Origin of the sequence: Roseivivax sp. GX 12232, from assembly GCF_021272185.1 — a bacterium.
Taxonomy (GTDB): domain Bacteria; phylum Pseudomonadota; class Alphaproteobacteria; order Rhodobacterales; family Rhodobacteraceae; genus Roseivivax.
Genome location: NZ_JAJSEC010000003.1, coordinates 281,322 through 303,967, shown reverse-complemented (window position 1 = coordinate 303,967; position 22,646 = coordinate 281,322). Strand labels below are relative to the sequence as shown.

Below are 22,646 nucleotides of genomic sequence, written 5' to 3'. Positions count from 1 at the left end.
GCCATTTGCTCGCCGGGTATTGGCGATAGGAGACGACTTATGCGTCACATGGCTCTCTACGACATGATGGAGACGGTGCGAAACACCAACCAGTGGATCGGTGCCACCGCGCGCACCATGGCGTCCTTCCCCGGGCTGGCGCTGATCCCGAACCCGGCGATTCGATGGGTCGAAGCCTGGGGCGAGGTCACCGAACGCACCTTCGAGCGGATGATCGCAAAGCCCGACTGGGGCATCGACAGCATTTCCTGCGACGACGGCAAGGACCACCTGGTCGAGGTGCGGACCGTGCTGGAGCGGCCCTTCGGCGACCTGATCCACTTCAACGTGGTCGGCCGCGAGGAACAGCCCCGCAAGATCCTTCTGGTGGCTCCCATGTCGGGCCATTACGCGACGCTCCTCCGCTCTACCGTCAAAAGCCTGATCACCAATTGCGAAGTCTACGTGACCGATTGGCACAATGCGAGGGACATTCCCGTCAGCGCGGGCAAGTTCGACGTGGAGGATTACACCCTCTACCTGGTCGACTACATGCGCGAGCTGGGCCCCGACACCCATGTGATCGCGGTCTGCCAGCCAGCGCCGCTGACGCTGGCCGCGACCGCCTATCTGGCCGAGGAAGACCCCGAGGCGCAGCCCCGCACGCTGACGCTGATCGGCGGGCCGATCGACCCCGACGCGGCCCCGACCGAGGTGACCGACTTCGGCGCCCGGGTCACCATGGGCCAGCTCGAAGAGGCGATGTGCCAGCGCGTGGGCTTCCGCTACAAGGGCGTCGGCCGGCGGGTCTACCCGGGGCTGCTGCAGCTGTCGTCCTTCATGGCGATGAACGCCGACACCCATGCCAAGGCCTTCTCGGACCAGATCCTGCGCGCCGCGCGGGGCGAGGCCTCCGAGCATGACCGCCACAACAAGTTCTACGACGAATACCTGGCGGTGATGGACATGCCGGCGGAGTTCTACCTCTCGACCGTGCAGCGCATCTTCAAGGAATGCGAGATCGCCAAGAACGCCTTCACCATCGAGGGCAAGCCCGTGGACATCGGCAAAATCACCAATGTCGCGGTGAAGACCGTCGAGGGCGCGAATGACGACATCTCGGCCCCCGGCCAATGCGTGGCCGCGCTGGACCTTCTGACCGGGCTGCCGGACGAGATGAAGGCCAGCCACCTCGAGCCCGGCGCGGGCCATTACGGTATCTTCGCGGGCGGCAAGTGGCGCAACAACATCCGGCCCCTGGTGCTGGAGTTCATCGACGCCAATTCCGACGCCTCGCGCACCGCCAAGACCAGCGCCAAGGCGGCCAAGTCCGGCACGCAGAAAAGCGCGCAGGTGGTGAACCTGTCCTGACGGCTGAGGGGGCGGCACTTGGACGCCGCCCCCGCCCTGCCCGGTTTTTGGGCATTTTTCCTGACAGTGTGAGCTGAGCCCGCCGCGCGCTGCGCGGTTCGGCCCGGTGTTGCGGCCTCGGGCCGGGCGCGGGTGCGCGGCCGGGCGCGGGCGAGCCCGGCGCTCTGCCCCGTCGCGCCTGTCCGAGGTCGCGCCTGTCCGAGCCCGCCGCGCGCCTTAGCCCCGCGCCTTCGCGTAGGTCATGTCGAGCATCCGCTGCGTGCCCTTGGCGTCCTCCAGCGTCCAGGGATAGGGCCTGCCTTCCAGCACCGCCGCGTTGAAGGCCTCAACCTGCAGCGTGTAATGCTGCGCCGCCGGAAAGCGCTCCTCGCGGCGGATACCCTGGCCCAGCTCCAGCGTGATCCGCGCCTCGCCGTAGGCCTGCGCGTTGAAGGGCGCCTCCAGCGTCATCACGCCCGCCTCGCCGTGGAAGGTCATGCGCTGGAAGGGCGCCATGCGGGTCGAGACATAACCCTGGTAGTGGAACGACGGGAAGCGCGCGGTCACATGCGCGCGGGTGTCGACGCCGTTCTGCCAGTCGAGATCGGCCGAGAGGATGGCCTCGGGCTCCTCGCCGGTGACGAAACGCGCCGCGCCGAAGATGTAGACGCCGATGTCGGGCAGCGCGCCGCCGCCCTCCTCGGGCTTGTTGCGGATGTTGGCGAGGTCGTCGTTGAAGAAGGAGAACTGCGCGCCGACCTCGCGCAGGGGGCCGATCTCGCCCGACTGCAGGATCTCGCGGGCGCGCTGCCACTGGGGGTGGTGCACGATCATGTAGGCTTCGGCGGCCAGGAGCCCCGAGGCATCCCGCGCCGCGATCAGCGCGTCGATCTCCTCGGCGGCCATGGCCAGCGGCTTCTCGCAGAGCACATGCTTGCCCGCGGCAAGCGCCTTCTGCGTCCATTCCACATGCATGGCGTTCGGCAGCGGGATATAGACCGCGTCAATCTCGGGATCGGCCAGAAGCGCCTCGTAGTCGTGATGCACCCGCAACCCCAGGGCGAGCGCCTCGAAGGGCGCGACCTTCTCGGGCGAGGAGGTGGCCAGCGCCGTCAGCGCTCCACCCCGGCCCGCGTGGATCGCCGGGCCCATCTTCTCGCGCGCGAAGCGCGCGGCGCCGAGAATGCCCCATCTGAGATATGCCATGACCGACCTCCTTTGCCTTGCCCGCGCACCCTAACCGGGTGCGGCGCGACGGCAAGTCAGTCGAGCAGCGGCCAGGGGCTGCGGGTCTTGGTGCGGCGCAAGACGAAATGCGTCTGGCTCGCGCGGACCAGCCCCGAGGCGAGGATGCCGCCCATCAGGAAGGTCTCGAGGTCCTCGGGGTCCTTGGCCGCCACCTTCAGAATGAAGTCGCTGCCGCCGGTGACCGAGGCGCATTCGACGATCCGGTCCTCGGCCGAGACCAGCCGGGCGAAGCGGGTGATCGTGTCCTGACCGTGGTCGATCAGCGAGACGAAGACATAGGCCAGGGCATCCAGCCCGATGCGCTTGGGATCGAGCCGGGCGACATAGCCCTTGATGACGCCCTCCTCCTCGAGCCGTTTGACCCGCCGCCAGCAGGGCGAGGAGGACAGGCCCACCGCCTCGGCCAGCTCCTGGAGGCTGGCCTTGCCGTTGGTCTGCAACAGCGCCAGCAGCTTGCGATCGGTCGAGTCGAGCGCCGGGGTCATTCTTGCCTTTCCACATTCCTTTTGGGGCAAACTCACCCCAGAATAGCGCATTTCCCGGCAAATGAGGCAATAATTTTCCCGATTGGCGGGCCATCCTCGGCCTCAAGGAGGAGTGAGGAGGACTTCATGCCCAAATCGACGAAATACCAGGCCAAGCATCCCGACGACCGGGGCTTCATCGCCTATACTCCCGAAGAGGACGCCGTCTGGGCGGATCTCTACGCCCGGCAGAAGCCGCAGATCGAGGCGCTCATGGCGCGGCCCTATCTGGACGGCTTCGACCGTATCGCGCTGCCCGCGGACCGCGTGCCGCAATGCCCTGAGGTCTCCGAGCGGCTGACCGCTCTGACCGGCTGGCGGGTCGAGCCGGTGCCCGCGCTCATTCCTTTCGGGCGTTTCTTCTCGATGCTGGCCGAGGCGACCTTTCCGGCCGCCAGCTTCATCCGCAGCCGCGAGGATTTCGACTACATCGAAGAGCCCGACATCTTCCACGAGATGTTCGGCCATACGCCGCTTCTGACCGACCCGCGCTTCGCCGCCTTCAGCCAGGCCATCGGCAAGGCGGGCGCCCAGGCCGGCAAGGACGACTTCGCCTGGCTGATCCGGCTTTACTGGTTCACCATCGAGTTCGGCCTGATGCGCGAAGGCGACCAGATGAAGGCCCTGGGCTCGGGCCTCGCCTCCTCGCCCGAAGAGCTGGAATGGAGCGTCTCGGGGCAGCCCGAATACCGCCCCTTTGACGTGATCGACATCCTGCGCACGCCCTACCGGATCGACATCCCGCAGCCGGTCTACTTCGTGCTCGACGACCTCGACGCGCTTTTTGCCGCGGCCGAGCGCGACCTTCTGGCCGATGTGGCCACGGCCCGCGAGGCCGGGCTGCACGCTCCGAAATTCCCACCGAAGGCGGCCTGAGATGATCACCTGCAACATCGGCGACATTCCGAAATGCGACGCCAACGCGCCTGTCTTCGCGCGCCCAGAAGCCGAGGCCCGGCTGGCCGATCTGCCCGAGTGGCAGCTCAGCGCGGACGGCAAGACGATCACCCGCAGGCTCACGGTGAAGGGCTTCGCCAAGGCGACCTATCTCGCCAACCTGGCGATCTGGCTCGCCGATGCGGCGGGCCATCACCCGGACATGGCGCTGGGCTGGGGGTATTTCACCCTGAGCTACACCAGCCATGAGGCCGGCGGGCTGACGGAGGCCGATTTCGCCTGCGCGGCGCAGTTCGACGCGCTTCTGGCGGGCTGAGGCACAGCCCGCCCCCGGGGCCCCGGCTTCGCACCCAAAGCCCTTGGCCCCCAACGAAAAACCGCGCGGACCGGTCCCGGCCCGCGCGGTATTTTCTTGTCGGTGACCCGAGGGTCCGCGGTCAGCTGGCCGCCATCATCCCCTGGTCCTTCGCCAGCTCGCGCATGCGCTTCTGCAGCTTCTCGAAGGCGCGCACCTCGATCTGGCGGATGCGCTCACGGCTGACGTCGTATTCGCCCGAGAGATCCTCGAGGGTCATCGGGTTCTCGGCCAGCCGCCGCTTGGTCAGGATGTCCTTCTCGCGGTCGTTCAGCACGTCCATGGCATCGGCCAGCATCGCGCGGCGGGCGTCGAGCTCGTCCTTGGCCTCGTAATCCTCGGCCTGGTTGGCGTCCTCGTCCTCGAGCCAGTCCTGCCACTGCATGGAGCTGTCGTCTTCCTGGCCGACCTGGGCGTTGAGCGAGGCATCCCCGCCCGACATCCGCCGGTTCATCGAGATCACCTCGTCCTCGGTCACGCCGAGGTCGGTGGCGATGCGCTGGACGTGTTCGGGCCGCAGGTCGCCGTCCTCGAGCGCGCCGATCCGGCTTTTCGCCTTGCGCAGGTTGAAGAACAGCTTCTTCTGCGCCGAGGTCGTGCCCAGCTTCACCAGGCTCCAGGACCGCAGGATGTATTCCTGGATCGCGGCGCGGATCCACCACATGGCATAGGTCGCGAGGCGGAAGCCCTTCTCGGGGTCGAAGCGCTTGACCGCCTGCATCAGGCCGACGTTGGCCTCCGAGATCACCTCGGCCTGCGGCAGACCGTAGCCGCGGTAGCCCATGGCGATCTTGGCGGCGAGCCGCAGGTGGCTGGTCACCAGCTGGTGGGCGGACTCGGCGTCCTGATCCTCGACCCAGCGCTTGGCCAGCATGTATTCCTCTTCAGGCTCCAGAAGCGGAAACTTCCGGATCTCCTGCAAGTAACGGCTCAGTCCCGCTTCCGGGGACGGGGCCGGGAGATTGGCGTAATTGCTCATCCCATCCCTCCATCAGACCTGATGTTTATCAGCTTAACATCCCATATGGGCGCCAGCCGAAGGGGTTTCAAGAAGGCGAAGCGTGTCGCATCGTCGTTAAGTTTGCATGGGTGTAACGCATCTTTTGACGCGATGATCCCCAGATTTCCGCGCGTTCACGCACAGGTTCCTGTTGTTTCAGGCCCAGAGCGTTCTGCGCTGCGGAATTTCTGGGGCTCGAGGCGGGCTTTCGAGGCTGCGCCTGGGCCTCAGCGGCCCCCGCCGAGCACGCCCAGCAGCGCGGCCATATCCTCGGGCAACGGCGCCTCGAAGCTCATCCAGGCCCCGTCGGCGGGATGGGCAAAGCCCAGGCTCGCCGCATGCAGCGCCTGGCGCGAGAAGCCCTCGATCGCGGCCAGCGCCTCGGGCGTCACCGCCTTGGGGCTGAGCCTGCGCCGCCCGCCGTAGACCGGATCTCCGACGAGGCCGAAGCCCGCATGGGCCATATGCACCCGGATCTGATGGGTGCGCCCGGTCTCGAGCCGGCACTCCATCAGCGCCAGCGCCGCCGGGTTGCCGAAGCTCTCCAGCATCCGCGCCCGGGTCACCGCGTGCCGTCCCTGCCCGTCGAAATAGACCGCCTGTTTCTGCCGGTCGCTGCGGTGCCGCGCGAGCCCGGTGGTGATCTTCATCACCGCGCCCGGCTCGAAAGAGACGCCGCGCACGCCTTTCAGCCGCGGATCGCCGGTATGCGGCACCCCGTGGACCAGCGCGAGGTAGCGCCGCTCGACGCTATGGGCGGCGAATTGTTCGGACAGCGCGTGATGCGCCCGGTCGGATTTCGCCACCACGAGAAGCCCAGAGGTGTCCTTGTCGATCCGATGCACGATACCCGGCCGCTTCTCGCCGCCGATGCCCGAGAGGTCGCCGCCGAAATGGTGCAGGAGCGCGTTGACCAGCGTGCCCGAGGGCGAGCCCGGCGCGGGATGCACCACCATGCCGGCGGGTTTCATCACCACCAGGAGGTCGGCGTCCTCGTGCAGGATCTCGAGCGGGATCGCCTCGGGCCGGGTGTCGACCTCGGCGGCCTCGGCCAGGGTGATCTCGACCTCGGCGCCTTCGGCGACGCGCGCCTTGGCGTCCTGGGCCAGCGCCCCGTCGACGCGCACCGCGCCCGCGCCCAGGAGCTGCGCCAGCCGCGTCCGCGAGAGCGCCAGCGCCTCTGGCACATCGCGCGCCAAGGCCTTATCAAGCCGGGCGGGCGGGTTCGGCCCGATCGTGAACCGATGCGTGGTATGTGTCATGGACGACCCTTCCGAGACCCCGGAACCTGACCTGCTTCAGATCCGCTTCATCAAGCGGCTGGTCACGGTCCTGACCGCGACGATGATCGCGGGGGTTCTAGTCATCATCGTGCTGCTTGTCATCCGCTTGCGCGAACCGCTGCCGCTGGCCCTGCCCGAGGACCTCGCCCTGCCCGAGGGCGCGGTGGCCGAGGCCGTCACCACCTCCCGCGAGAGGGTGCTGGTGGTGACGGAAGACGGCCGGCTCCTGGTCTTCGCGCGGGACGGCAGCCTGTCGCAGACGATCCCGCTCGAGGGGCCCGAAGCGGGGCGCTGAGCCGCGGGGGCGCTGAACCTCGGGGTGCCCCGAGCCTCAGGGCCCAGCGAGCCTCAAGACGCGACGAGCCGCAGGCGCGCGCCGAGCCTCTGGGCGTATCGAGCCTCTGGACCCGCTGAGCCTCGGAGCACGCCGAACCTCGCGGCCCGCTAAACCTCAGGGCCAGCGAGCCTCCGGCCACACTGAGCCTCAGTCCGAAGCCACGACCTTCTGCGCCTGTTCGCCCAGGCCCTCGATCCCCAGCCGCACGGTCTGGCCGGGCTTGAGGAAGACCTGCGGGCGCTTGCCCATTCCGACGCCCGGCGGCGTGCCGGTCGAGATGATGTCGCCCGGCTCCAGCGTCATGAACTGCGAGACGTAGGACACCAGATGCGCCACCGGGAAGACCATGGTGCGGGTCGAGCCCTCCTGCATCCGGGTGCCGTCGACCTCGAGCCACATCTCCAGCGCCTGCGGGTCGGCGACCTCGTCGGCGGTCACGAACCAGGGGCCGATGGGGCCGAAGGTATCGGCGCTCTTGCCCTTGACCCATTGGCCGCCGCGCTCGATCTGGAAGGCGCGTTCGGAGACGTCGTTGACCGCGCAATAGCCCGCGACATGCGCCATGGCCTGGTCCTCCTCGACGTAGCGGGCGCGCTTGCCGATCACCACGCCCAGCTCGACCTCCCAGTCGGTCTTTTCCGAGCCGCGCGGCAGGATCAGGTCGTCGTTCGGCCCGCAGATCGCCGAGGTTGCCTTCATGAAGAGGATCGGCTCGGCGGGCACATCCATGCCGGCCTCGGCGGCGTGGTCGGAGTAGTTGAGCCCGATGCAGATCATCTTGCCGACCGAGGGGATGCAGGCGCCGATACGCGGCTGGCCGGTGACGCGCGGGAAGGCTCCGGGATCGATCCGGGTCAGTGCCGCCGCATCGGCGAGCCGCGCGGCGGTCAGATCGCCGAAGCTCTCCGAGACGTCGCGGTAGTGGCCTTCCCTGTCGAGGACGGCGAGCCGCTCCTGCCCCTTCTCTCCCAGTCGCGCGAATTTCATCGTCTCGTCCCCCTGTCTGGCTGTTGCGCCACAGGCTTACGCGGGGCCTGGGGCGATGGCCAGAGCGGGGGATAGGCTCGGCAGCAAACCCAAGGCGGCTTGCCCTACGAGGAACAATCCGCCTTGCTCTCGCGGCACTGCGAAAGCTGATCAGGCCCGAGCAAAAAGCTGATTCGCCACGCTCATTCCAGCGACGGCAAAACCCGCAGGCAAACGGCTCACCGACCGCAGCGGCGCAATCTCAGGAGCTTGGGAGAAATGGTACCGCCTCCCCGGCTCGAACGGGGGACCTCTTGATCCACAATCAAGCGCTCTAACCTACTGAGCTAAGGCGGCACTGGCGCGGGAGATAACGCCCCGCCCAGAGCGTTGCAAGCCCGATTTCCCGCTCAAAGCGCCCGGCCCCACTGCTGTTCGACCAGCGCCTGGCCGAAGCGCGTGACCGGATGCGCGCTCAGGCAGCGCCAGCCGGTGGCGGCGTAGAGCCTGCAGGCCGCGCGGTGGCTTTCATGGGTCGAGAGCACCATGCGCCTGTAGCCCGCGGCGCGCGCGAACTCGGTGCAGACCCCGAGCAGCCGCCGCCCGAGCCCCTGCCCCCGCGCCTCCGGGTGCAGAAGAAAGAGCCGCAGCCGCGCCACCTCGTGCCCCTCTGCGACGCAGAAGATCGAGCCCAGCCGCCGGGGTGCGCCGGGGGCGTCGCTGGGGGCTTCACCGGGCGCCCCACCCGGAACCTCGCCTTGGATCTGGCCCCGCGCCTCGCCCGGGACCTTACTCGGAACTGCGTTTCGGATCTGACCCCGCGCCTCGCCTGCAACCTTTCCTAAGCCCTCACCCGGAACCGCGCCCGATATTCCGCGCTGCGCTTCGCTCGAAATCACGCCCGGCACCGCCCCAGACCTGCCTGCCACTTCCTCCGCCACAAACCCCCGCTCGCGGCGCGGGTCATGCGTCGCGGCGAACTCCGCCAGGATCTCTTCCACCAGCTTGCCGAAGCGCGCGTCGAAGCCCGCCTCGCGGGCGTAGAGGCGCGCGTGCAGGTCGGCCAGCCAGTCCGCGTCGCGGTCCGGCACATAGGGGCGGATCACCGGGGGCATGGGGGTGATCATCCCCCTCCGCGCTTGCTTTTCAAGACCGGGTTGCCTATCCCGCTGCCAATCTTGCGCGGCCCCGATGCACGCGCGGCCGAATGTCCCCTGAAAGGACCGTCCCATGGGCATCAACGACGACAGCAACATCGAGGCCAACCTGCAGATCGGCCCCACCGATCACGGCATGGTGCGGCTCTTCATCACCGCAGACCGGCTGGAGATCCCGATGGATTTCTCCCCCGAGGAGGCCGAGGAGATCGCCGAGGAAATCCGCGCCGCCGCCGCGACCGCCGGCAAGGTGAAGCCCCGCCGCTGAGCGGCCGAACGCGCCCGGAAAGACGCGCTGCCTCGCGCCACCGGTTCGGTCCAGCAGCCGCGCGACCGGGATCGCGCCGCCCCCGGGCCAATGGCTCAGCCCCGCCATAGCGATAGCGCAGCCAAGGCGCTAAGCGCCCAACCGCCGCCAGAGACCCGCACATTCGCCGCGCCAGTGGTTCAGCCCAGAACCCCAGCTCCGCCATCGCGACCGCGCAACCTCCGCGCCACTCGCTCAGCCCAGCATCCCCGCCCCGCCCTCGGGATCACGCAACCCCTGCAGCCGCCGCGCCGCGTGGAATGCGATCTTGCGGATCAGCACGTTGCGCCGCGCGCCCGCGAGCTTGTGTTCCGGGGCCATGCGCAGGATCTCCGCGTCATAGCCGTCGGCGATGATCAGCCCGGTCTCCTCGGGCAGGAGATCGGTCGGAAAAGCCTGGTCCACCGCCCAGAAGTAGCGGTCGCACCAGTCGAGATAGCCCTGCCACTTGCCGTCCGACATGAAATCGGCGCGCGAGGACTTGCACTCCACCACCCAGATCTCGCCCTTGGGCCCCAATGCCATGACGTCGACCCGGCGTCCGCGCTCGGGCACGAACTCCTCGACGCAGGCGAAGCCATGGCCGTGCACCAGGTGGCGGGCCACGCCGCGCGCCAGAAGCTGGCCGGGCATCATCTCGATCTGCGCATCACTCATAGCACCGAACCTACGAACAATTCGTGAACATGCCAAGGTCTCTTCGCGGCAGACCCCTTGCCTGCCGCCCCGGACCTCATATCTGCAAGCACATCGCGACACCGGAGAGCCAGATGGCCGACAGCCTGCCCCCCAGCCGCGCCGAGGCGCGCGGATTGCGCCACGCCCGCGAACTCGAAGGTCATATCACCTGGCTCGAGACCTTCTCCGGCACCGCCCTCGGCGTCCTGGCCGTGGCCTCGGGCATCTACACCTATCTTGGCGTCTCCTCGCTGCTCGACGAGGACGGCGCCATGTCGGCCTTCGCCGCCATCGCCTATTCCACCGCGGTCTCGGTCGGCATCTTCGTCTTCTGGTCCTACCTCATGCGGCTGTTCCCGGCGGTGCGCAGCGCCCGCGCGCGGATCGGGCTGACCGCGGCCATGGGGCTCGGATCGCTGGCCATCGTGGCCATGTCCTCCTGGCTGAACGCCGCGGCGCTGGCGGGCTCGGCGGCGGTCGAACAGCATCTCGCCGAGACCGTGCAGGACTACCAGTCGAGCCTCGAGCGCGCGCATGAGATCACGCTCTCGGCGCAGGGGCTCGAGCGCGACGTGGCGCGGGTCCGGCAAAGCTTCGAGGATCTCTCGGAGCAGGAAGAGGCCGGCAGCCTCTCGGGGCTCGCCGGGCGCGGCGCGGTCTTCCGGGTGCTGCGCCAGAAGGCCGCCGAGCTTTCGGCGCTGGAATCCCAGATCGCCGCCCAGACCCCGCTGGTCGAACAGGCCTTCACCGAGGGCAACGCCATCCTCAGCCGGATGCGCGCCCTGACGGTCGAGCCCGGTCCGGTCGAGGCGCGTTCGGTCGAGTTCTCCGAGGCGGCGGTGAACCTGCAGGGCATCATCACCCAGCTGCGCCAGCTCTCGGTCGCGCCGCTGGTCGAACGCGCCGCGCAGGATCTCTCGGCCTCGGTGGTCCTGCCCGAGCTCGACGGCAGCACCGAGGAGACCCGCGGCAGCCAGGCCGCCACGATCAGCTCGGTGCTCGAGGTCCTGGGCCAGCGCGCCGCCACGCTGGAGCGCGCCGCGCAGAACGTCATGACACTGACGCCCGCGCCCGAGGTCTCCTACACGCCGGTCTCCGCGGCCGACGCGGTGATCCTCTACGCGCGGAACTTCGTGCCCTCCTGGGCCGGGGCGATCGCCATCGACCTTCTGCCCGCGGTGCTGGTGCTGATCCTGGCGGTGACCCAGGCGGCGATCCGCGACGGCCGCGAGGGTGCGGACCTGGCCGATACGATGACCCTGGCCGAGCTGCGCGCCGCGATCACCGCCTTCCGCGACGTCGAGGGCGAGAGCGCCGGGCTGGCAGGCGCGCGTGGCGAGGGGGCCGAGCCTGCGGGGCGAGAGGCGCAGGCAGCAAGTGCGGACCCCTCGAACGGCACCCAGCACAGGCCGTCCGCAGACGCCTCTGCTGCCGACACAGACACCAGCGCCACCAACGCCCCAGCGCCCGGCGCCAATACCACGCCCGCCCAAACCACCTCCGAGCCCGGCACATCCACCGGCCCCAACGGCGGCCCCACCCAAGGCCCAGGCTCCCGCTGATGCCCGGCGCCCGCGTTCCCAGCGTCCTCAAGGCGGTCCTCGCCTTCCAGATCGGCATCGGCGCCTTCCTGGCCCTGGGCGACCTCGCGGGCGGCGGCCTGACCCTGCCGCGCCTCGGCCCGGGCGCGCCCGAACTCACCAACCCGGTGCGCCCCGGCGACCAGCGCCGCACCTTCGATCCCTCGCGCGTGCCCTCGGAGCTCACCCCGGAGCAAGACTCAGGCCCCCTGCCCGACCGCCTGCTCCTCACGAGCCTCGAGGGCGCGCGCTACCTGCTCGAAGGCAGCATCGCCGAGGGCGACGCCCCGCGCATCACCGCGCGGCTTGACGAGGTCCAGCCCGCGCCCGAGCAACTGGTGCTGAACTCCCCCGGCGGCTCGGTCCAGGACGCGCTGGAGCTCGGCCGCGCCCTGCGCGCCCGCGGCATCGCCACCGAGATGCGCACCGGCGATTTCTGCTATTCCGCCTGCCCCTACCTCTTCGCCGGGGGCGAGCTCCGCAGCCTCGCCGAGGGCGCCTCGCTCGGCGTCCACCAGCATTACTTCGGCCGCTCGACGATCCTGCCCGCCTTCGTCGCGGTCGAGGACATCCAGCGCGGCCAGGCCGAGGTCATGACCTACCTCGTCGAGATGGGCGTCGACCCGCGGGTTATGGCGCATGCGCTGGCGACCCCGCCGGACGAGATCTACGTGCTTCTGCCCGAGGAGTTGCAGGACTACGGCTTCATCTCCGCGACGCCCTGACGCGCCCCGCCGGGCCGCCCAGGGCGATATTTCCCAAACGCCCCCTTGCCTCGGCGCGCCCGCGCGCCTAACTCGCGATCAGGCGGGCACTGCCCTTCCCGTGAACGGTTGCATTCCGGTGGCCTTAAGCATTTTCGAGGGAGCTGGCTCTGTTCAGGCCCTGGTCTGATTACCTGGCGCCCACCTGTACATACAGGTCCTCGGGAATGAGATAACCACACGGTTGCGGTGGTCCCGCCGCCTTCTCCCCCAAATGAAACGGCGCGCGCCCCTCACAGGCCCGCCCCGATCCCCCGCGCCAAGGCACGCCCCGCCTCCGGCCCGACGCACCCCACCCACCAAAAAGCGCACCCCCTTCGCCCTTCAGCTTGCCCAAATACCTCGGGGGTGAATGCGGGCGGCACGCCCGCAGAGGGGGCAGAGCCCCCTGCCCCGGTCCGGGACGCCAAAGGCGGCCCGGACCAAAGAAAAAAGCGCCGCCCTCTCCGGCGACGCTTCCCTCAAATCTCCTGGCAGAACCCCGCAAAAGGCCCCCAAGACACCTCCCACCTCAGAAGGCCTCCGGCTTGGCCTCCCGCGCCATGTGATCGAGCACCGCGTTGACGAATTTCGCCTCGCGTCCCTCGGGGTAGAAGGCCTTGGCGATCTCCACGTATTCCACGATCACCACCTTGGGCGGCGCGTCGGTCGCGAGGAACTCGGCCCCGGCCGCGCGGAACAGCGCGCGCAGCGTCGGGTCGATCCGCGCGATGGGCCATTTCGCCACCAGCGCCCGGTCGGTCATCTGGTCGATCTTGGCCTGCCAGTTCACCGCCTCGTCGACGATCTCGCGGAAGAGGTCGATGTCGCCGTCGACCATCTCCATGCCTTCCTCGAGCTCGAGCCCGAAGCGGTGGTTCAGGAACTCCTGGCGCACCCGGTCGGCGGAAAGCTCCGAATGTTCCATCTGGAACAGCGCCTGCACCGCGTAGAGCCGCGAGGCGGACTTGGCCCGGCGCTTCTCTTCGCGCGCGGCGCGTTTCTGTTCGGAGCTGGAGGAGGTCATCTCAGGAAAAGCCCTTGGTGTCGCCGGCGATCTGGTCTTCGCCGCGCGCGGGCACGAAGCCGACGCCCCCGCGCGGAGCGCCCCACTTACGGGCGAGCGCCAGGAGATGCAAGGCCGCCGCGGCCGCGCCGCCGCCCTTGTTCTGACCCTTGGCCTCGGCCCGTGCATCGGCCTGCGGCTTGGTCTCGACGGTCAGGATGCCGTTGCCGATCGAGAGCCCCTGCAGGCCCAGGAGCGTCAGCGCCCGCGAGCTGTCGTTGCAGACCGTCTCGTAATGGGTGGTCTCGCCGCGGATCACGCAGCCGAGCGCGACATAGGCGTCATAATCGGCCATGCGCCCGGCCATGCCGATGGCGCTCGGCACCTCGAGCGCGCCCGGGACCTCGATGGTCTCATGGCTCGCACCCCAGGCCTCGATCTCGGCGCGGGCGCCGGCGATCAGCTCGTCGGCGACGTCGCGGTAATAGGGCGCGACCACGATCAGCACCTTGGTGGGCTTGTCGACCTGGCCACGCGGCAGGGTGTGATGCGTCTCGTTCGATGCCATCAGCCCAGCTCCGAGATCTTGCGGGTGCCGGTGATCTCGAGCCCGTAGGCCTCGAGCCCGACGACCTTGGGGGTCGGCGAATTGGTCAGGAGCGTCAACTTCGACAGTCCCAGCGAAGACAGGATCTGCGCGCCGAGCCCGTATTGCCGCAGCGTCGAGGGGCTGGCCTCATGCACATTGCCGATCTTCATCGAGGTATCGCGCAGGAGGACCACCGCACCGCGGCCCTCCTCGGAGACGATGCGCATGGCGTCGCGGAACTCGTCGGCGCGCCGCGCCGGGCCCGCGCCCACGATGTCGAGCATCGGGTCGAGCGCATGCATCCGAACCAGCACCGGCTCGGGCGTGGTGATGTCGCCCTTGATCAGCACGATGTGCTCGTCGCCATGGGTGCTGTCGGCATAGACCCGCATCTGCCAGTCGCCGCCGAACTCGCTGGCGATGGTCTCTTCCTTCTCGACCCGCACCAGGTTGTCGTTGCGCCGGCGGTAGGAGATCAGGTCCGAGATGGTGCCGATCTTCAGCCCGTGCCGCTGCGCGAAGGACACAAGTTCCGGCAGCCGCGCCATGCTGCCGTCCTCGTTCATGATCTCGCAGATCACCCCGGCGGGGTTCAGCCCGGCGAGCCGCGAGATGTCGACCGCGGCCTCGGTATGGCCGGCGCGGACGAGAACGCCGCCGGTCTTGGCGCGCAGCGGGAAGACATGGCCCGGGGTGGCGATGTCCTGGGCGCCCTTGGAGGCGTCGATGGCGACCTGTACGGTGCGCGCCCGGTCGGCCGCCGAGATGCCCGTGGTGACGCCCTCGCGCGCCTCGATCGAGATCGTGAAGGCGGTCTCATGGCGCGAGGAATTGTTCGAGGACATGAGCTCGAGGCCCAGCTCGTCGATCCGGTCGGTGGTCATCGACAGGCAGATCAGCCCGCGCCCGTGGGTGGCCATGAAGTTGATCACATCCGGCGTCGCCCATTGCGCCGGGATCACGAGGTCCCCCTCGTTCTCGCGGTCCTCGTGGTCGACCAGGATGAACATCCTGCCGTTGCGCGCGTCCTCGAGGATTTCCTCGACGCTCGAGATCGCGTCCTTCCAGTTCGTCTCGACGTCGCCCGGGCTTTCGTAATCGGTCATCTCGGCTCCTCATGTCACGCCCGCGCAGATAATGCAGATGGCCCCGCTTGGAAAGGCAAAGAGCGTGGCGGGATGCGGCTGGGGCTGTGCGGGATTGCGGGGGGGTGGGAGCGGGGGGTGAGTAGGTGGTGAGTGTGTGGCGGTAGGGAGTGGTGGGCGCCGCAGTAGTGGTCTCGGGTGCGCGGTCGGTCATGACAGTCTGGCGAGTCGTTGTGGTGGGAGCCCACGCCGCAAGTGCTGGGGGTCTCTGCCTACCATGACTGCCCGGCGGCTGGTGGCTGGTGGCTGGTGGCTGGTGGCTGGTGGCTTGAAGAGCCGCCGTTCGGATCGCCGCGCAAGCGCCACTCCACCAAACCCAAGCCAAGGCACCAAACCAAGGACTTGCCCTCTCCCCAGCGCCCTCACCACCCCGCGCAACAGAGGGCGCGCGCCGGACCGGGGGCCGGCGCTGCCGACCTCGGGGCTAAGCACTTTATCCCAACAAGGTCAGGACTAGAGCTGAGCTACGCACACCACCCACAAGAGCGCCGGCCCATCGGGCCGGTCCGGCGCGCGCCCGGCATCTTCGATGCTATTCGGGCGCAAGAGGGGGATCACGGCCAAAGGTCAGCGAAGAAACACGGCGGAGTTGGGGTTTGCTTGGAAGATAGGGGCGACCACGAAGAAACAGGCGGTCCCCGAGAGCAGCCCCCCATCTCTTCAAGCAGCCCTTTCTCCGCTCGCCACCCGCTCTCGACAGAGGGCGCGCGCCGGACCGGGGGTCGGCGCTGCTGACCTCTGAGCGTGGCGCTTTATCCCGGCAAGGTCGGGGCTAGCGAAACGCTAAGCGCGCCACCCGAAGGAGCGCCGGCCCATCGGGCCGGTCCGGCGCGCGCCCGGCATCTTCGATGCTATTCGGGCGCAAGAGGGGGTCTGGGCCCTGGAGGAGCGCGCCAAAGTCCGAACTGGGCGCTGACCGGCCACCCCCCACGGTCTGCCGCCACCCCCTAGTCGTCACCTCCCCCACCCCGCCAAACCGACACCATTTTGGGCGCCCCCACCGATCAATCCACAACTTATTGCATGTCGCCCGAAAATATCGCTTTACAGATCCGCCGCGCCGCAGGCACCATATCTAGTATGGCAAGGTCGCAACCGCTCCTTTCCTAGAGCAGGCACCTAGCGCTAGGGGGCGCTGCCAGCCCCCTTCGCTACACAGGCAATGAGGTGGCCCATGGCACTATCCGAAGAGTTCCTGTCGGAAGACCTACATCCCATCGATATCGTCGAGCATATCGCCGAGCACCACGACTGGGACTTCGACCGCATCGGCGAGGACCAGATCGCCATGGCGGTCGAGGGCCAGTGGCGCACCTATTCGATCACCCTGGCCTGGTCGCCCTACGACGAGACCCTGCGGATCATCTGCACCTTCGAGATGGAGCCCCCCGAGGAGGCCCTGCCGAAGATCTACGAAGGGCTGAACCGCGCCAATGACCTCTGCTGGGCCGGGGCCTTCTCCTTCTGGGACGAACAGAAGCTCATGGTCTACAAATACGGCCTGGTGCTGGCCGGCGGCCAGGTCGCCATGCCGGAACAGATCGATACGATGATCGGCTCGGCGGTGATGGCGGCCGAACGCTTCTACCCGGCCTTCCAGCTCATGGCCTGGGGCAATCAGACGCCGGCGGAGGCGATGCAGATCGCCATCGCCGAAGCTTACGGAACTGCCTGACCGGGGCCCTCTCCCTCCCCGGTCTCACCGCCGCACGCGGCCGCGCCTCCTCCCTCGCGGCCGCGTGTTTACGCGCAGAGCCACGCGAAACGGCGCGATGTGGGGGGCAATCAGCGAGACAACTCGGCCGATGAGCCAACCATCCTCGGCTGACGCTCGGGGCCATCAAAGCACCCACTGCGGCATCATCCAGTGCGGTCCCTCAGCTTGAGCGACCTGCGCCAAGCTCTCTTCCAGGCAAACCGCCACCCACGCCTCTCAGCGGCCACCGCCCGCAAACCCCCCGTCACATCCCGCCACCATCCCCCCTCCCGCGCCGCTTCAGGTTGCGCGGCCTGCCCCGCCTCGGTAACGCTCGGGACGTGAGATCAGCGACGACGAGGGACAGGATGCGCGACACCGAGATCGCCCGGCGCGGGCTTGTGCTGCTGGGCTGCGGCAAGATGGGCTTTGCCATGCTGCAGGGCTGGCTCGACCGAGGGCTGCCCGCCGAGAGCGTGACGGTCCTCGACCCCGGCGCCTCCGAGGAGGTCAAGGCCAGCGGCGTGCGCGTCAACGCCGAACTGCCCGAGGAACCGGCGATCATCCTGCTCGCGGTCAAGCCGCAGATGATGAACGACGCGCTCCTGCCGCTGCAGCCCTACGGCAGCAATTCCACGCTTTTCGTCTCGGTCGCCGCAGGGGTCACCACCGAGCGGCTCGAGGGGCTTCTCGGCGCGGGCACCCCGGTGGTGCGCGCCATGCCCAACACCCCCGCCGCCATCGGCCGCGGCGTGACCGCCATCATCGGCAACCGGCACGCCAGCGAGACCCATCTCGAACAGGCCCGGCTTCTGCTCGAGGCGGTGGGCGAGGTGGTCACCCTCGACGAGGAGGCGCAGATGGACGCGGTGACCGGCGTCTCGGGCTCCGGCCCGGCTTACGTCTTCCACATGATCGAATGCCTCGCCGCCGCCGCCGAGGCCGAGGGGCTGCGCCCCGAACTGGCCCTGACGCTGGCCCGCGCCACCGTCGCCGGTGCCGGCGCGCTGGCCCAGGAGACCGGCACCGACCCCTCCGAGCTGCGCGCCAATGTGACCTCGCCCAATGGCACCACCCAGGCCGGGCTCGAGGTGTTGATGGACAGCGACAAGGGCCTGCCGCCGCTTCTGCGCGCCACGGTGAAGGCCGCCGCCGCGCGCTCGCGGGAGCTGGGCCAATGAGCGGGGAGATCGCCTTCGACGATTTCCTCAAGGTCGACATCCGCGCCGGCACGGTGACCCGGGCCGAGCCTTTCCCCGAGGCCCGCAAGCCCGCGATCAAGCTCTGGATCGATTTCGGCCCGGAGATCGGCGAGAAGAAGACCTCGGCGCAGATCACCGGGCTCTACGCCCCCGAAGAGATGATCGGCCGCCAGGTCATGGCGGTGGTGAACTTCCCCGCCCGCCAGATCGGCCCTTTCATGTCCGAGGTGCTGACCCTGGGCTGCGCCGATGCCGAGGGGCGGATCACGCTGCTTTCGCCGGACCACGGGGTGCCGAACGGCGCCAGGATGCACTGACCTGCCGCGAGGCTTGCGCGCGCGCCGTCGCGTGACTATGCCTCCGGCAATCCCAGGAGCCCTGACATGTTTTTGCCCGCGATCACCGGAACCGGGGTCTTCACCCCCGCAGAGACCATCACCAACGACGAGCTCGTCGAGGCTTTCAACGCCCATGCCGAGCGCTTCAACGCCGCCCATGCCGAGAAGATCGCCGCGGGCGAGGTCGCGGCCAAGCCGCAGTCCTCGGCGGAGTTCATCTTCTCGGCCTCGGGCATCGAACGGCGCTACGTGATGGAGAAGGACGGCGTGCTCGACCCCGACCGGATGTATCCCCGGCTGGCCGAACGCGCCGACGAGGAGGTCTCGATCATGGCCGAGATCGGCCTCGACGCCGCGCGCCAGGCGCTCACCGCCGCGGGCCGCAGCGGCGATGAGGTCGACCTGGTGATCTGCGCCGCCTCGAACCACGAGCGCGCCTATCCCGCCATCGCCATCGAGATCCAGAAGGAGCTCGGCGCGGGCGGCTTCGGCTTCGACATGAACGTGGCCTGTTCCTCGGCGACCTTCGGCATCCAGGCCGCCGCCGACATGATCCGCTCGGGCTCGGTGCGCTGCGCGGTGGTGGTCTCGCCCGAGATCACCTCGGGCCACCTGGAATGGCGCGACCGCGACTGCCATTTCATCTTCGGCGATGTCGCCACCGCGGTGGTGCTGGAGCGCGCCGAGGACGCGCAGGGCGCGCATTTCCTGGTGCACAGCACCCGCTGCGCCACGCAGTTCTCCAACAACATCCGCAACAACAACGGCTTCCTGCGCCGCACCCGCGACGCCATGGAGGACCGCCGCGACATGCAGTTCATGCAGAACGGCCGGAAGGTCTTCAAGGAGGTGCTGCCGCTGGTCTCGAGCCATATCGCCGCGCATATGTCGGAGGAGGGCTGGGCCGCCGAGGACCTCAAGCGGGTCTGGCTGCACCAGGCCAACAAGGCAATGAACGATTTCATCGGCAAGAAGGTGCTGGGCCGGGTGCCGGAGCCGGGCGAACAGCCAAACATCCTGCAGGACTACGCCAATACCTCCTCGGCGGGCTCGATCATCGCCTTCGCGCAGAACTCCGAGGACCTGGGGCCCGGGGAGAAGGGCGTGATCTGCTCCTTCGGGGCGGGCTATTCCGTGGGCTCGGTGCTGGTCGAACGCGTGTAGAACTTTGCGGGGCGGAGCCCGACGCGGGCTCCGCATGGAATGTGGACGCACATTCCTTGGAGGGCTGGGCCTTGCCGAAGCGCGCGCCTTGCCACGGGGCGCGGGATCTTTGCCCCTGACGGGGTCTCTTCGCCCTTCGCCACAAAGCCCAGGATCTTCGCCCCTGACGGGCTCTCTCCGCCCCTCGCCACAGAGCCCCGGATCTTTCGCAAAGATCCGGCCAAAACGCCGCCGCGTGCGGCGTTTTCCCCCGCTAGTCCGCCATGGCCGCCCGCCAGTGCCGCCGGCAAAGGCTCACGTAGCTCTCGTTGCCACCGATCTGCACCTGCTCGCCCGCGGTCAACACCCGGCCCTCGGCGTCCTGGCGCACCACCATGGTGGCCTTGCGCCCGCAGTGGCAGATCGTGCGCACCTCGCGCAGGTCGTCGGCGAGCGCCAGCAGCACCGCGGAGCCGGGAAAGAGCTTGCCCTGGAAATCCACCCGGAGCCCGTAGCACATCACCGGCAGGCCCAGGTCGTCGGCGGCGCGGGCGAGTTGCCAGACCTGCGCCTCGGTCAGGAACTGCGCCTCGTCCACGAAGACGCAGGCCACCCCGCCCTCGCGCTGGCGCACCTCGAGCCGGGCGAAAAGATCGCTCTCGCTGTCGAAGGTCTCGGCCTCGCGGCCCAGCCCGATGCGGCTGCCGATCCGCCCCGCACCCGCGCGCCCGTCGAAGGCCGCGGTCAGGAGCAGCACCGCCATGCCGCGTTCCTCGTAGTTGTGCGCGGCCTGCAGCAGCAGTGTCGACTTGCCCGCGTTCATCGTCGAATACATGAAGTAGAGCTTGGCCATGGGATCAGACCCGCGCGCCCCAGAGGTCGTATTCGCTGGCCTCGTCGACCCGCACGCGGATGATCTCGCCGGGCGTCAGCCCCTCGTGGCCGGTGTCGACGAAGAGGTTGCCGTCGATCTCCGGCGCATCGGCCTTGGTGCGGCAAGTGGCGGCATCCTCCTCGACCAGGTCGACGATGGCCTCGACCTCGGTGCCGACCTTGGCGGCGAGCTTCTTCTCGGAGATCGCTTGGGCCTTCTCCATGAAGCGCGCCCAGCGCTCTTCCTTGAGCTCGGGCGCGACATGGTTGGGCAGCTCATTCGACCGCGCCCCGGCGACGTTCTCGTATTGGAAGCAGCCCACCCGGTCGAGCTGCGCCTCCTCGAGCCAGTCGAGCAGGTAGTCGAACTCGGCCTCGGTCTCGCCGGGGTAGCCGACGATGAAGGTCGAACGCAGGGTGATCTCGGGACAGGCGGCGCGCCAGGCCTGGATCTCGTCGAGCGTGCGGGCCGAGGCGGCGGGCCGGGCCATGCGCTTCAGCACATCGGGATGCGCGTGCTGGAAGGGGATGTCGAGGTAGGGAAGCACGCCGCCCTCGGCCATGAGCGGCACCAGCTCGCGCACATGCGGATAGGGATAGACGTAATGCATCCGCACCCAGGCGCCGAGGCTGCCGAGGTCGCGGGCCAGATCGAGGATCGGCGCCTTGGCCTCGCGGTCCTTCCAGTCGGTGCCATAGGCCGAGGTGTCCTGGCTGATCACCAGGAGCTCGCGTACGCCCGCCTCGACCAGTTTCTCGGCCTCGCGCAGGACCGCGCGATGCGGGCGCGAGGCGAGCCGTCCGCGCATGTCGGGGATGATGCAGAAGCGGCACTTGTGGTTACAGCCCTCGGAGATCTTGAGGTAGCTGTAATGCCGGGGCGTCAGGCTGACGCCGCTGGCCGGCAGAAGGTCGACGAAGGGATCGGGCGCCGGCGGCACCGCGCCATGCACCGCGTCGAGCACCTGTTCGTATTGATGCGGGCCGGTGACGGCCAGGACCTTGGGATGCGCGCCGGTGATGTAGTCGGGCTCGGCCCCGAGGCAGCCGGTGACGATCACCCGGCCGTTCTCGCGCAGGGCCTCGCCGATGGCCTCTAAGCTCTCGGCCTTGGCGCTGTCGAGGAAGCCGCAGGTGTTCACGATCACCGCGTCGGCGCCCTGGTAGTCGCCCGAGATGCCGTAGCCCTCGGCCCGGAGCCGGGTCAGGATGCGCTCGCTGTCGACCAGCGCCTTGGGGCAGCCGAGCGAGACCATGCCGATGGTCGGCTGGCCGGGACGCGCGCTCTCGGAGACCTGGGCGCGGGCGAGATCGGGACGAAGATCGGGGGGATTCTGCGACATGGGGCGGGTGTAGCCGAGCCGCGCTTGCCGGGGAAGTCCACAGGGCGCGCGACGTGACGCTCCGCGTGGACTGGAGGACACGGGGGGCGGGGTGCGGCGGGCCCAGCGATGCGCGGAGCACCAGCGGTCAGGCTGCGGCGCGGTGTCGAGGGGCGCCGGGACGCCTCGGCGGGGGCCGTGGGGCCTGGCCTCGGCGCGGCCTCCCGACCCGCAAAGAAACACCCGCGCGGGCCCGATGGCGCCGCGCGGGTGATGTCACTTTGCCGGACGCGACTGTGCGCCGGGGGATACTGGCCGTGCGCGCAAATGCGCGCCGGGTGCGCTTACCGCCGGCGGTCGCGGCGCGAGGACATCGGCTGGAAGGCCACGCCCACATGCGCCTCGCAATAGGGTTTGCCCTGCTGCACCGGCAGGCCGCAGAACCAGAAGTCCTCGGTCGCGGGGTCTCCCACGGGCCATTTGCAGGTCCGCTCGGTCAGCTCCATCAGGCCCAGCTTCTTGGATTTCTTCTCCACGGCGCTGACCTTGGCCAGGGCCTCGGGGCTGATCTCGTTGGCCGAGGGCTGCGGCGGCAGCGGCTGGCCGGCGGGGATGATCTTCGGGCGCTGCGGCGCCTGTGCGGGCGCGGCGCTCTTGGTCTCGCTCATCGCGGGGTCTTCCTTCGGCTCGGCAGGCTTCGCCTTTGCCTTGGACCCGGTCTTGGCCTTCGGCTCGGCGGCCGGTTCGGCCTTGGGCGCGGGCTCGGCGGCCTCGCTGCCCGAACGGTTCGACAACCCGAGGCGATGGACCTTGCCGATCACCGCGTTGCGCGTGACGCCGCCCAGCTCCTTGGCGATCTGGCTCGCGGATTGTCCCTCGCCCCACATCTTCTTGAGAAGTTCGACCCGCTCGTCTGTCCAGGACATCG

The 22,646-nt window shown here is 68.8% G+C and carries 24 protein-coding genes and 1 tRNA gene; 11 read left to right on the top strand and 14 right to left on the bottom strand.

What is annotated here, in order from left to right; translation table 11 throughout:
• Positions 1-39: 39 nt before the first annotated feature.
• Positions 40-1,350: a polyhydroxyalkanoate depolymerase gene (phaZ, locus tag LR948_RS07890; protein ID WP_232753448.1), complete on the top strand. Its 1,311-nt coding sequence runs from the start codon at positions 40-42 to the stop codon at positions 1,348-1,350.
• Between the two features lie 216 nt (positions 1,351-1,566).
• Here the strand turns inward: phaZ and LR948_RS07885 are convergent, their stop codons facing one another.
• Together LR948_RS07885 and LR948_RS07880 are read right to left on the bottom strand one after the other, a co-directional pair.
• Positions 1,567-2,535: a Gfo/Idh/MocA family protein gene (locus LR948_RS07885; RefSeq protein ID WP_232753447.1), complete on the bottom strand. Its 969-nt coding sequence runs from the start codon at positions 2,533-2,535 to the stop codon at positions 1,567-1,569.
• Between the two features lie 56 nt (positions 2,536-2,591).
• Complete coding sequence (locus LR948_RS07880; protein WP_232753446.1) at positions 2,592-3,062, bottom strand: Lrp/AsnC family transcriptional regulator; 471 nt, start codon at positions 3,060-3,062, stop codon at positions 2,592-2,594.
• A gap of 126 nt (positions 3,063-3,188) precedes the next feature.
• Between LR948_RS07880 and phhA the strand changes: the two genes are divergently transcribed.
• Together phhA and LR948_RS07870 are read left to right on the top strand one after the other, a co-directional pair.
• Positions 3,189-3,977 (top strand): phenylalanine 4-monooxygenase, encoded by a 789-nt coding sequence (gene phhA, locus LR948_RS07875; RefSeq protein ID WP_232753445.1) that lies wholly within the window; start codon positions 3,189-3,191, stop codon positions 3,975-3,977.
• A 1-nt stretch (position 3,978) separates the two neighbouring features.
• Positions 3,979-4,314 (top strand): 4a-hydroxytetrahydrobiopterin dehydratase, encoded by a 336-nt coding sequence (locus tag LR948_RS07870; RefSeq protein WP_232753444.1) that lies wholly within the window; start codon positions 3,979-3,981, stop codon positions 4,312-4,314.
• Positions 4,315-4,435: 121 nt separating this feature from the next.
• Here LR948_RS07870 and rpoH read toward each other — a convergent pair whose 3' ends face one another.
• The gene (gene rpoH, locus LR948_RS07865; RefSeq protein WP_232753443.1) at positions 4,436-5,332 is read right to left on the bottom strand and encodes an RNA polymerase sigma factor RpoH; all 897 of its coding nucleotides are present in this window, start codon (positions 5,330-5,332) and stop codon (positions 4,436-4,438) included.
• 248 nt (positions 5,333-5,580) lie between these two features.
• On the bottom strand, positions 5,581-6,615 hold the full coding sequence (locus LR948_RS07860) for an RluA family pseudouridine synthase (protein ID WP_232753442.1): 1,035 nt from the start codon (positions 6,613-6,615) through the stop codon (positions 5,581-5,583).
• Here LR948_RS07860 and LR948_RS07855 point away from each other — a divergent pair.
• Positions 6,614-6,931, top strand: coding sequence for a DUF6476 family protein (locus LR948_RS07855; RefSeq protein WP_232753441.1), 318 nt, complete (start codon positions 6,614-6,616; stop codon positions 6,929-6,931). The two genes, LR948_RS07860 and LR948_RS07855, sit on opposite strands and share 2 nt — an antisense overlap.
• Before the next feature lie 189 nt (positions 6,932-7,120).
• On the opposite strand, the gene LR948_RS07850 is transcribed toward LR948_RS07855, so the two are convergent.
• From LR948_RS07850 to LR948_RS19000, 3 genes are all read right to left on the bottom strand, one after another.
• On the bottom strand, positions 7,121-7,960 hold the full coding sequence (locus tag LR948_RS07850; protein ID WP_232753440.1) for a fumarylacetoacetate hydrolase family protein: 840 nt from the start codon (positions 7,958-7,960) through the stop codon (positions 7,121-7,123).
• A 259-nt stretch (positions 7,961-8,219) separates the two neighbouring features.
• A tRNA-His gene (locus LR948_RS07845) sits at positions 8,220-8,296 on the bottom strand.
• 53 nt (positions 8,297-8,349) lie between these two features.
• Positions 8,350-9,054, bottom strand: coding sequence for a GNAT family N-acetyltransferase (locus tag LR948_RS19000; protein WP_370634910.1), 705 nt, complete (start codon positions 9,052-9,054; stop codon positions 8,350-8,352).
• Between the two features lie 115 nt (positions 9,055-9,169).
• Here LR948_RS19000 and LR948_RS07835 point away from each other — a divergent pair, with 115 nt between their 5' ends.
• Positions 9,170-9,364, top strand: a complete 195-nt coding sequence (locus tag LR948_RS07835) for a DUF6324 family protein (RefSeq protein WP_232753439.1) — start codon at positions 9,170-9,172, stop codon at positions 9,362-9,364.
• Positions 9,365-9,598: 234 nt separating this feature from the next.
• Here LR948_RS07835 and LR948_RS07830 read toward each other — a convergent pair whose 3' ends face one another.
• Positions 9,599-10,060 (bottom strand): MmcB family DNA repair protein, encoded by a 462-nt coding sequence (locus tag LR948_RS07830; protein ID WP_232753438.1) that lies wholly within the window; start codon positions 10,058-10,060, stop codon positions 9,599-9,601.
• Between the two features lie 113 nt (positions 10,061-10,173).
• On the opposite strand from LR948_RS07830, the gene LR948_RS07825 reads away from it, so the two are divergent.
• Positions 10,174-11,643: a hypothetical protein gene (locus LR948_RS07825; protein WP_232753437.1), complete on the top strand. Its 1,470-nt coding sequence runs from the start codon at positions 10,174-10,176 to the stop codon at positions 11,641-11,643.
• Positions 11,643-12,386, top strand: a complete 744-nt coding sequence (locus LR948_RS07820) for a hypothetical protein (RefSeq protein WP_232753436.1) — start codon at positions 11,643-11,645, stop codon at positions 12,384-12,386. The genes LR948_RS07825 and LR948_RS07820 overlap by 1 nt, the downstream gene beginning before the upstream one ends.
• 550 nt (positions 12,387-12,936) lie before the next feature.
• Here the strand turns inward: LR948_RS07820 and nusB are convergent.
• Genes nusB through ribB form a run of 3 tightly spaced genes read right to left on the bottom strand, consistent with a single transcriptional unit; the run spans position 12,937 to position 15,105 of the window.
• Positions 12,937-13,431, bottom strand: coding sequence for a transcription antitermination factor NusB (gene nusB / locus LR948_RS07815; protein ID WP_232753435.1), 495 nt, complete (start codon positions 13,429-13,431; stop codon positions 12,937-12,939).
• A 1-nt stretch (position 13,432) separates the two neighbouring features.
• Positions 13,433-13,978, bottom strand: coding sequence for a 6,7-dimethyl-8-ribityllumazine synthase (locus LR948_RS07810; protein WP_232753434.1), 546 nt, complete (start codon positions 13,976-13,978; stop codon positions 13,433-13,435).
• Positions 13,978-15,105: a 3,4-dihydroxy-2-butanone-4-phosphate synthase gene (gene ribB / locus LR948_RS07805; RefSeq protein WP_232753433.1), complete on the bottom strand. Its 1,128-nt coding sequence runs from the start codon at positions 15,103-15,105 to the stop codon at positions 13,978-13,980. Before ribB ends, LR948_RS07810 begins: the two co-directional genes overlap by 1 nt.
• A gap of 1,213 nt (positions 15,106-16,318) precedes the next feature.
• Here ribB and LR948_RS07800 point away from each other — a divergent pair.
• The 4 genes from LR948_RS07800 (at position 16,319) to LR948_RS07785 (ending at position 19,544) form a co-directional block, all read left to right on the top strand.
• Positions 16,319-16,819, top strand: coding sequence for a YbjN domain-containing protein (locus LR948_RS07800; protein WP_232753432.1), 501 nt, complete (start codon positions 16,319-16,321; stop codon positions 16,817-16,819).
• A gap of 389 nt (positions 16,820-17,208) precedes the next feature.
• On the top strand, positions 17,209-18,021 hold the full coding sequence (proC, locus tag LR948_RS07795) for a pyrroline-5-carboxylate reductase (RefSeq protein WP_232753431.1): 813 nt from the start codon (positions 17,209-17,211) through the stop codon (positions 18,019-18,021).
• Positions 18,018-18,359: a tRNA-binding protein gene (locus LR948_RS07790; RefSeq protein WP_232753430.1), complete on the top strand. Its 342-nt coding sequence runs from the start codon at positions 18,018-18,020 to the stop codon at positions 18,357-18,359. Before proC ends, LR948_RS07790 begins: the two co-directional genes overlap by 4 nt.
• A 66-nt stretch (positions 18,360-18,425) precedes the next feature.
• On the top strand, positions 18,426-19,544 hold the full coding sequence (locus tag LR948_RS07785; RefSeq protein WP_232753429.1) for a beta-ketoacyl-ACP synthase III: 1,119 nt from the start codon (positions 18,426-18,428) through the stop codon (positions 19,542-19,544).
• Positions 19,545-19,797: 253 nt separating this feature from the next.
• Here LR948_RS07785 and LR948_RS07780 read toward each other — a convergent pair whose 3' ends face one another.
• The 3 genes from LR948_RS07780 to LR948_RS07770 form a co-directional block, all read right to left on the bottom strand.
• On the bottom strand, positions 19,798-20,376 hold the full coding sequence (locus LR948_RS07780) for a thymidine kinase (RefSeq protein ID WP_232753428.1): 579 nt from the start codon (positions 20,374-20,376) through the stop codon (positions 19,798-19,800).
• A gap of 4 nt (positions 20,377-20,380) precedes the next feature.
• Complete coding sequence (gene rimO / locus LR948_RS07775; RefSeq protein WP_232753427.1) at positions 20,381-21,739, bottom strand: 30S ribosomal protein S12 methylthiotransferase RimO; 1,359 nt, start codon at positions 21,737-21,739, stop codon at positions 20,381-20,383.
• A gap of 323 nt (positions 21,740-22,062) precedes the next feature.
• A complete protein-coding gene (locus tag LR948_RS07770) occupies positions 22,063-22,644 on the bottom strand; it encodes a GcrA family cell cycle regulator (protein ID WP_232753426.1) in 582 nt (193 codons plus the stop codon).
• Between the last annotated feature and the right edge of the window lie 2 nt (positions 22,645-22,646).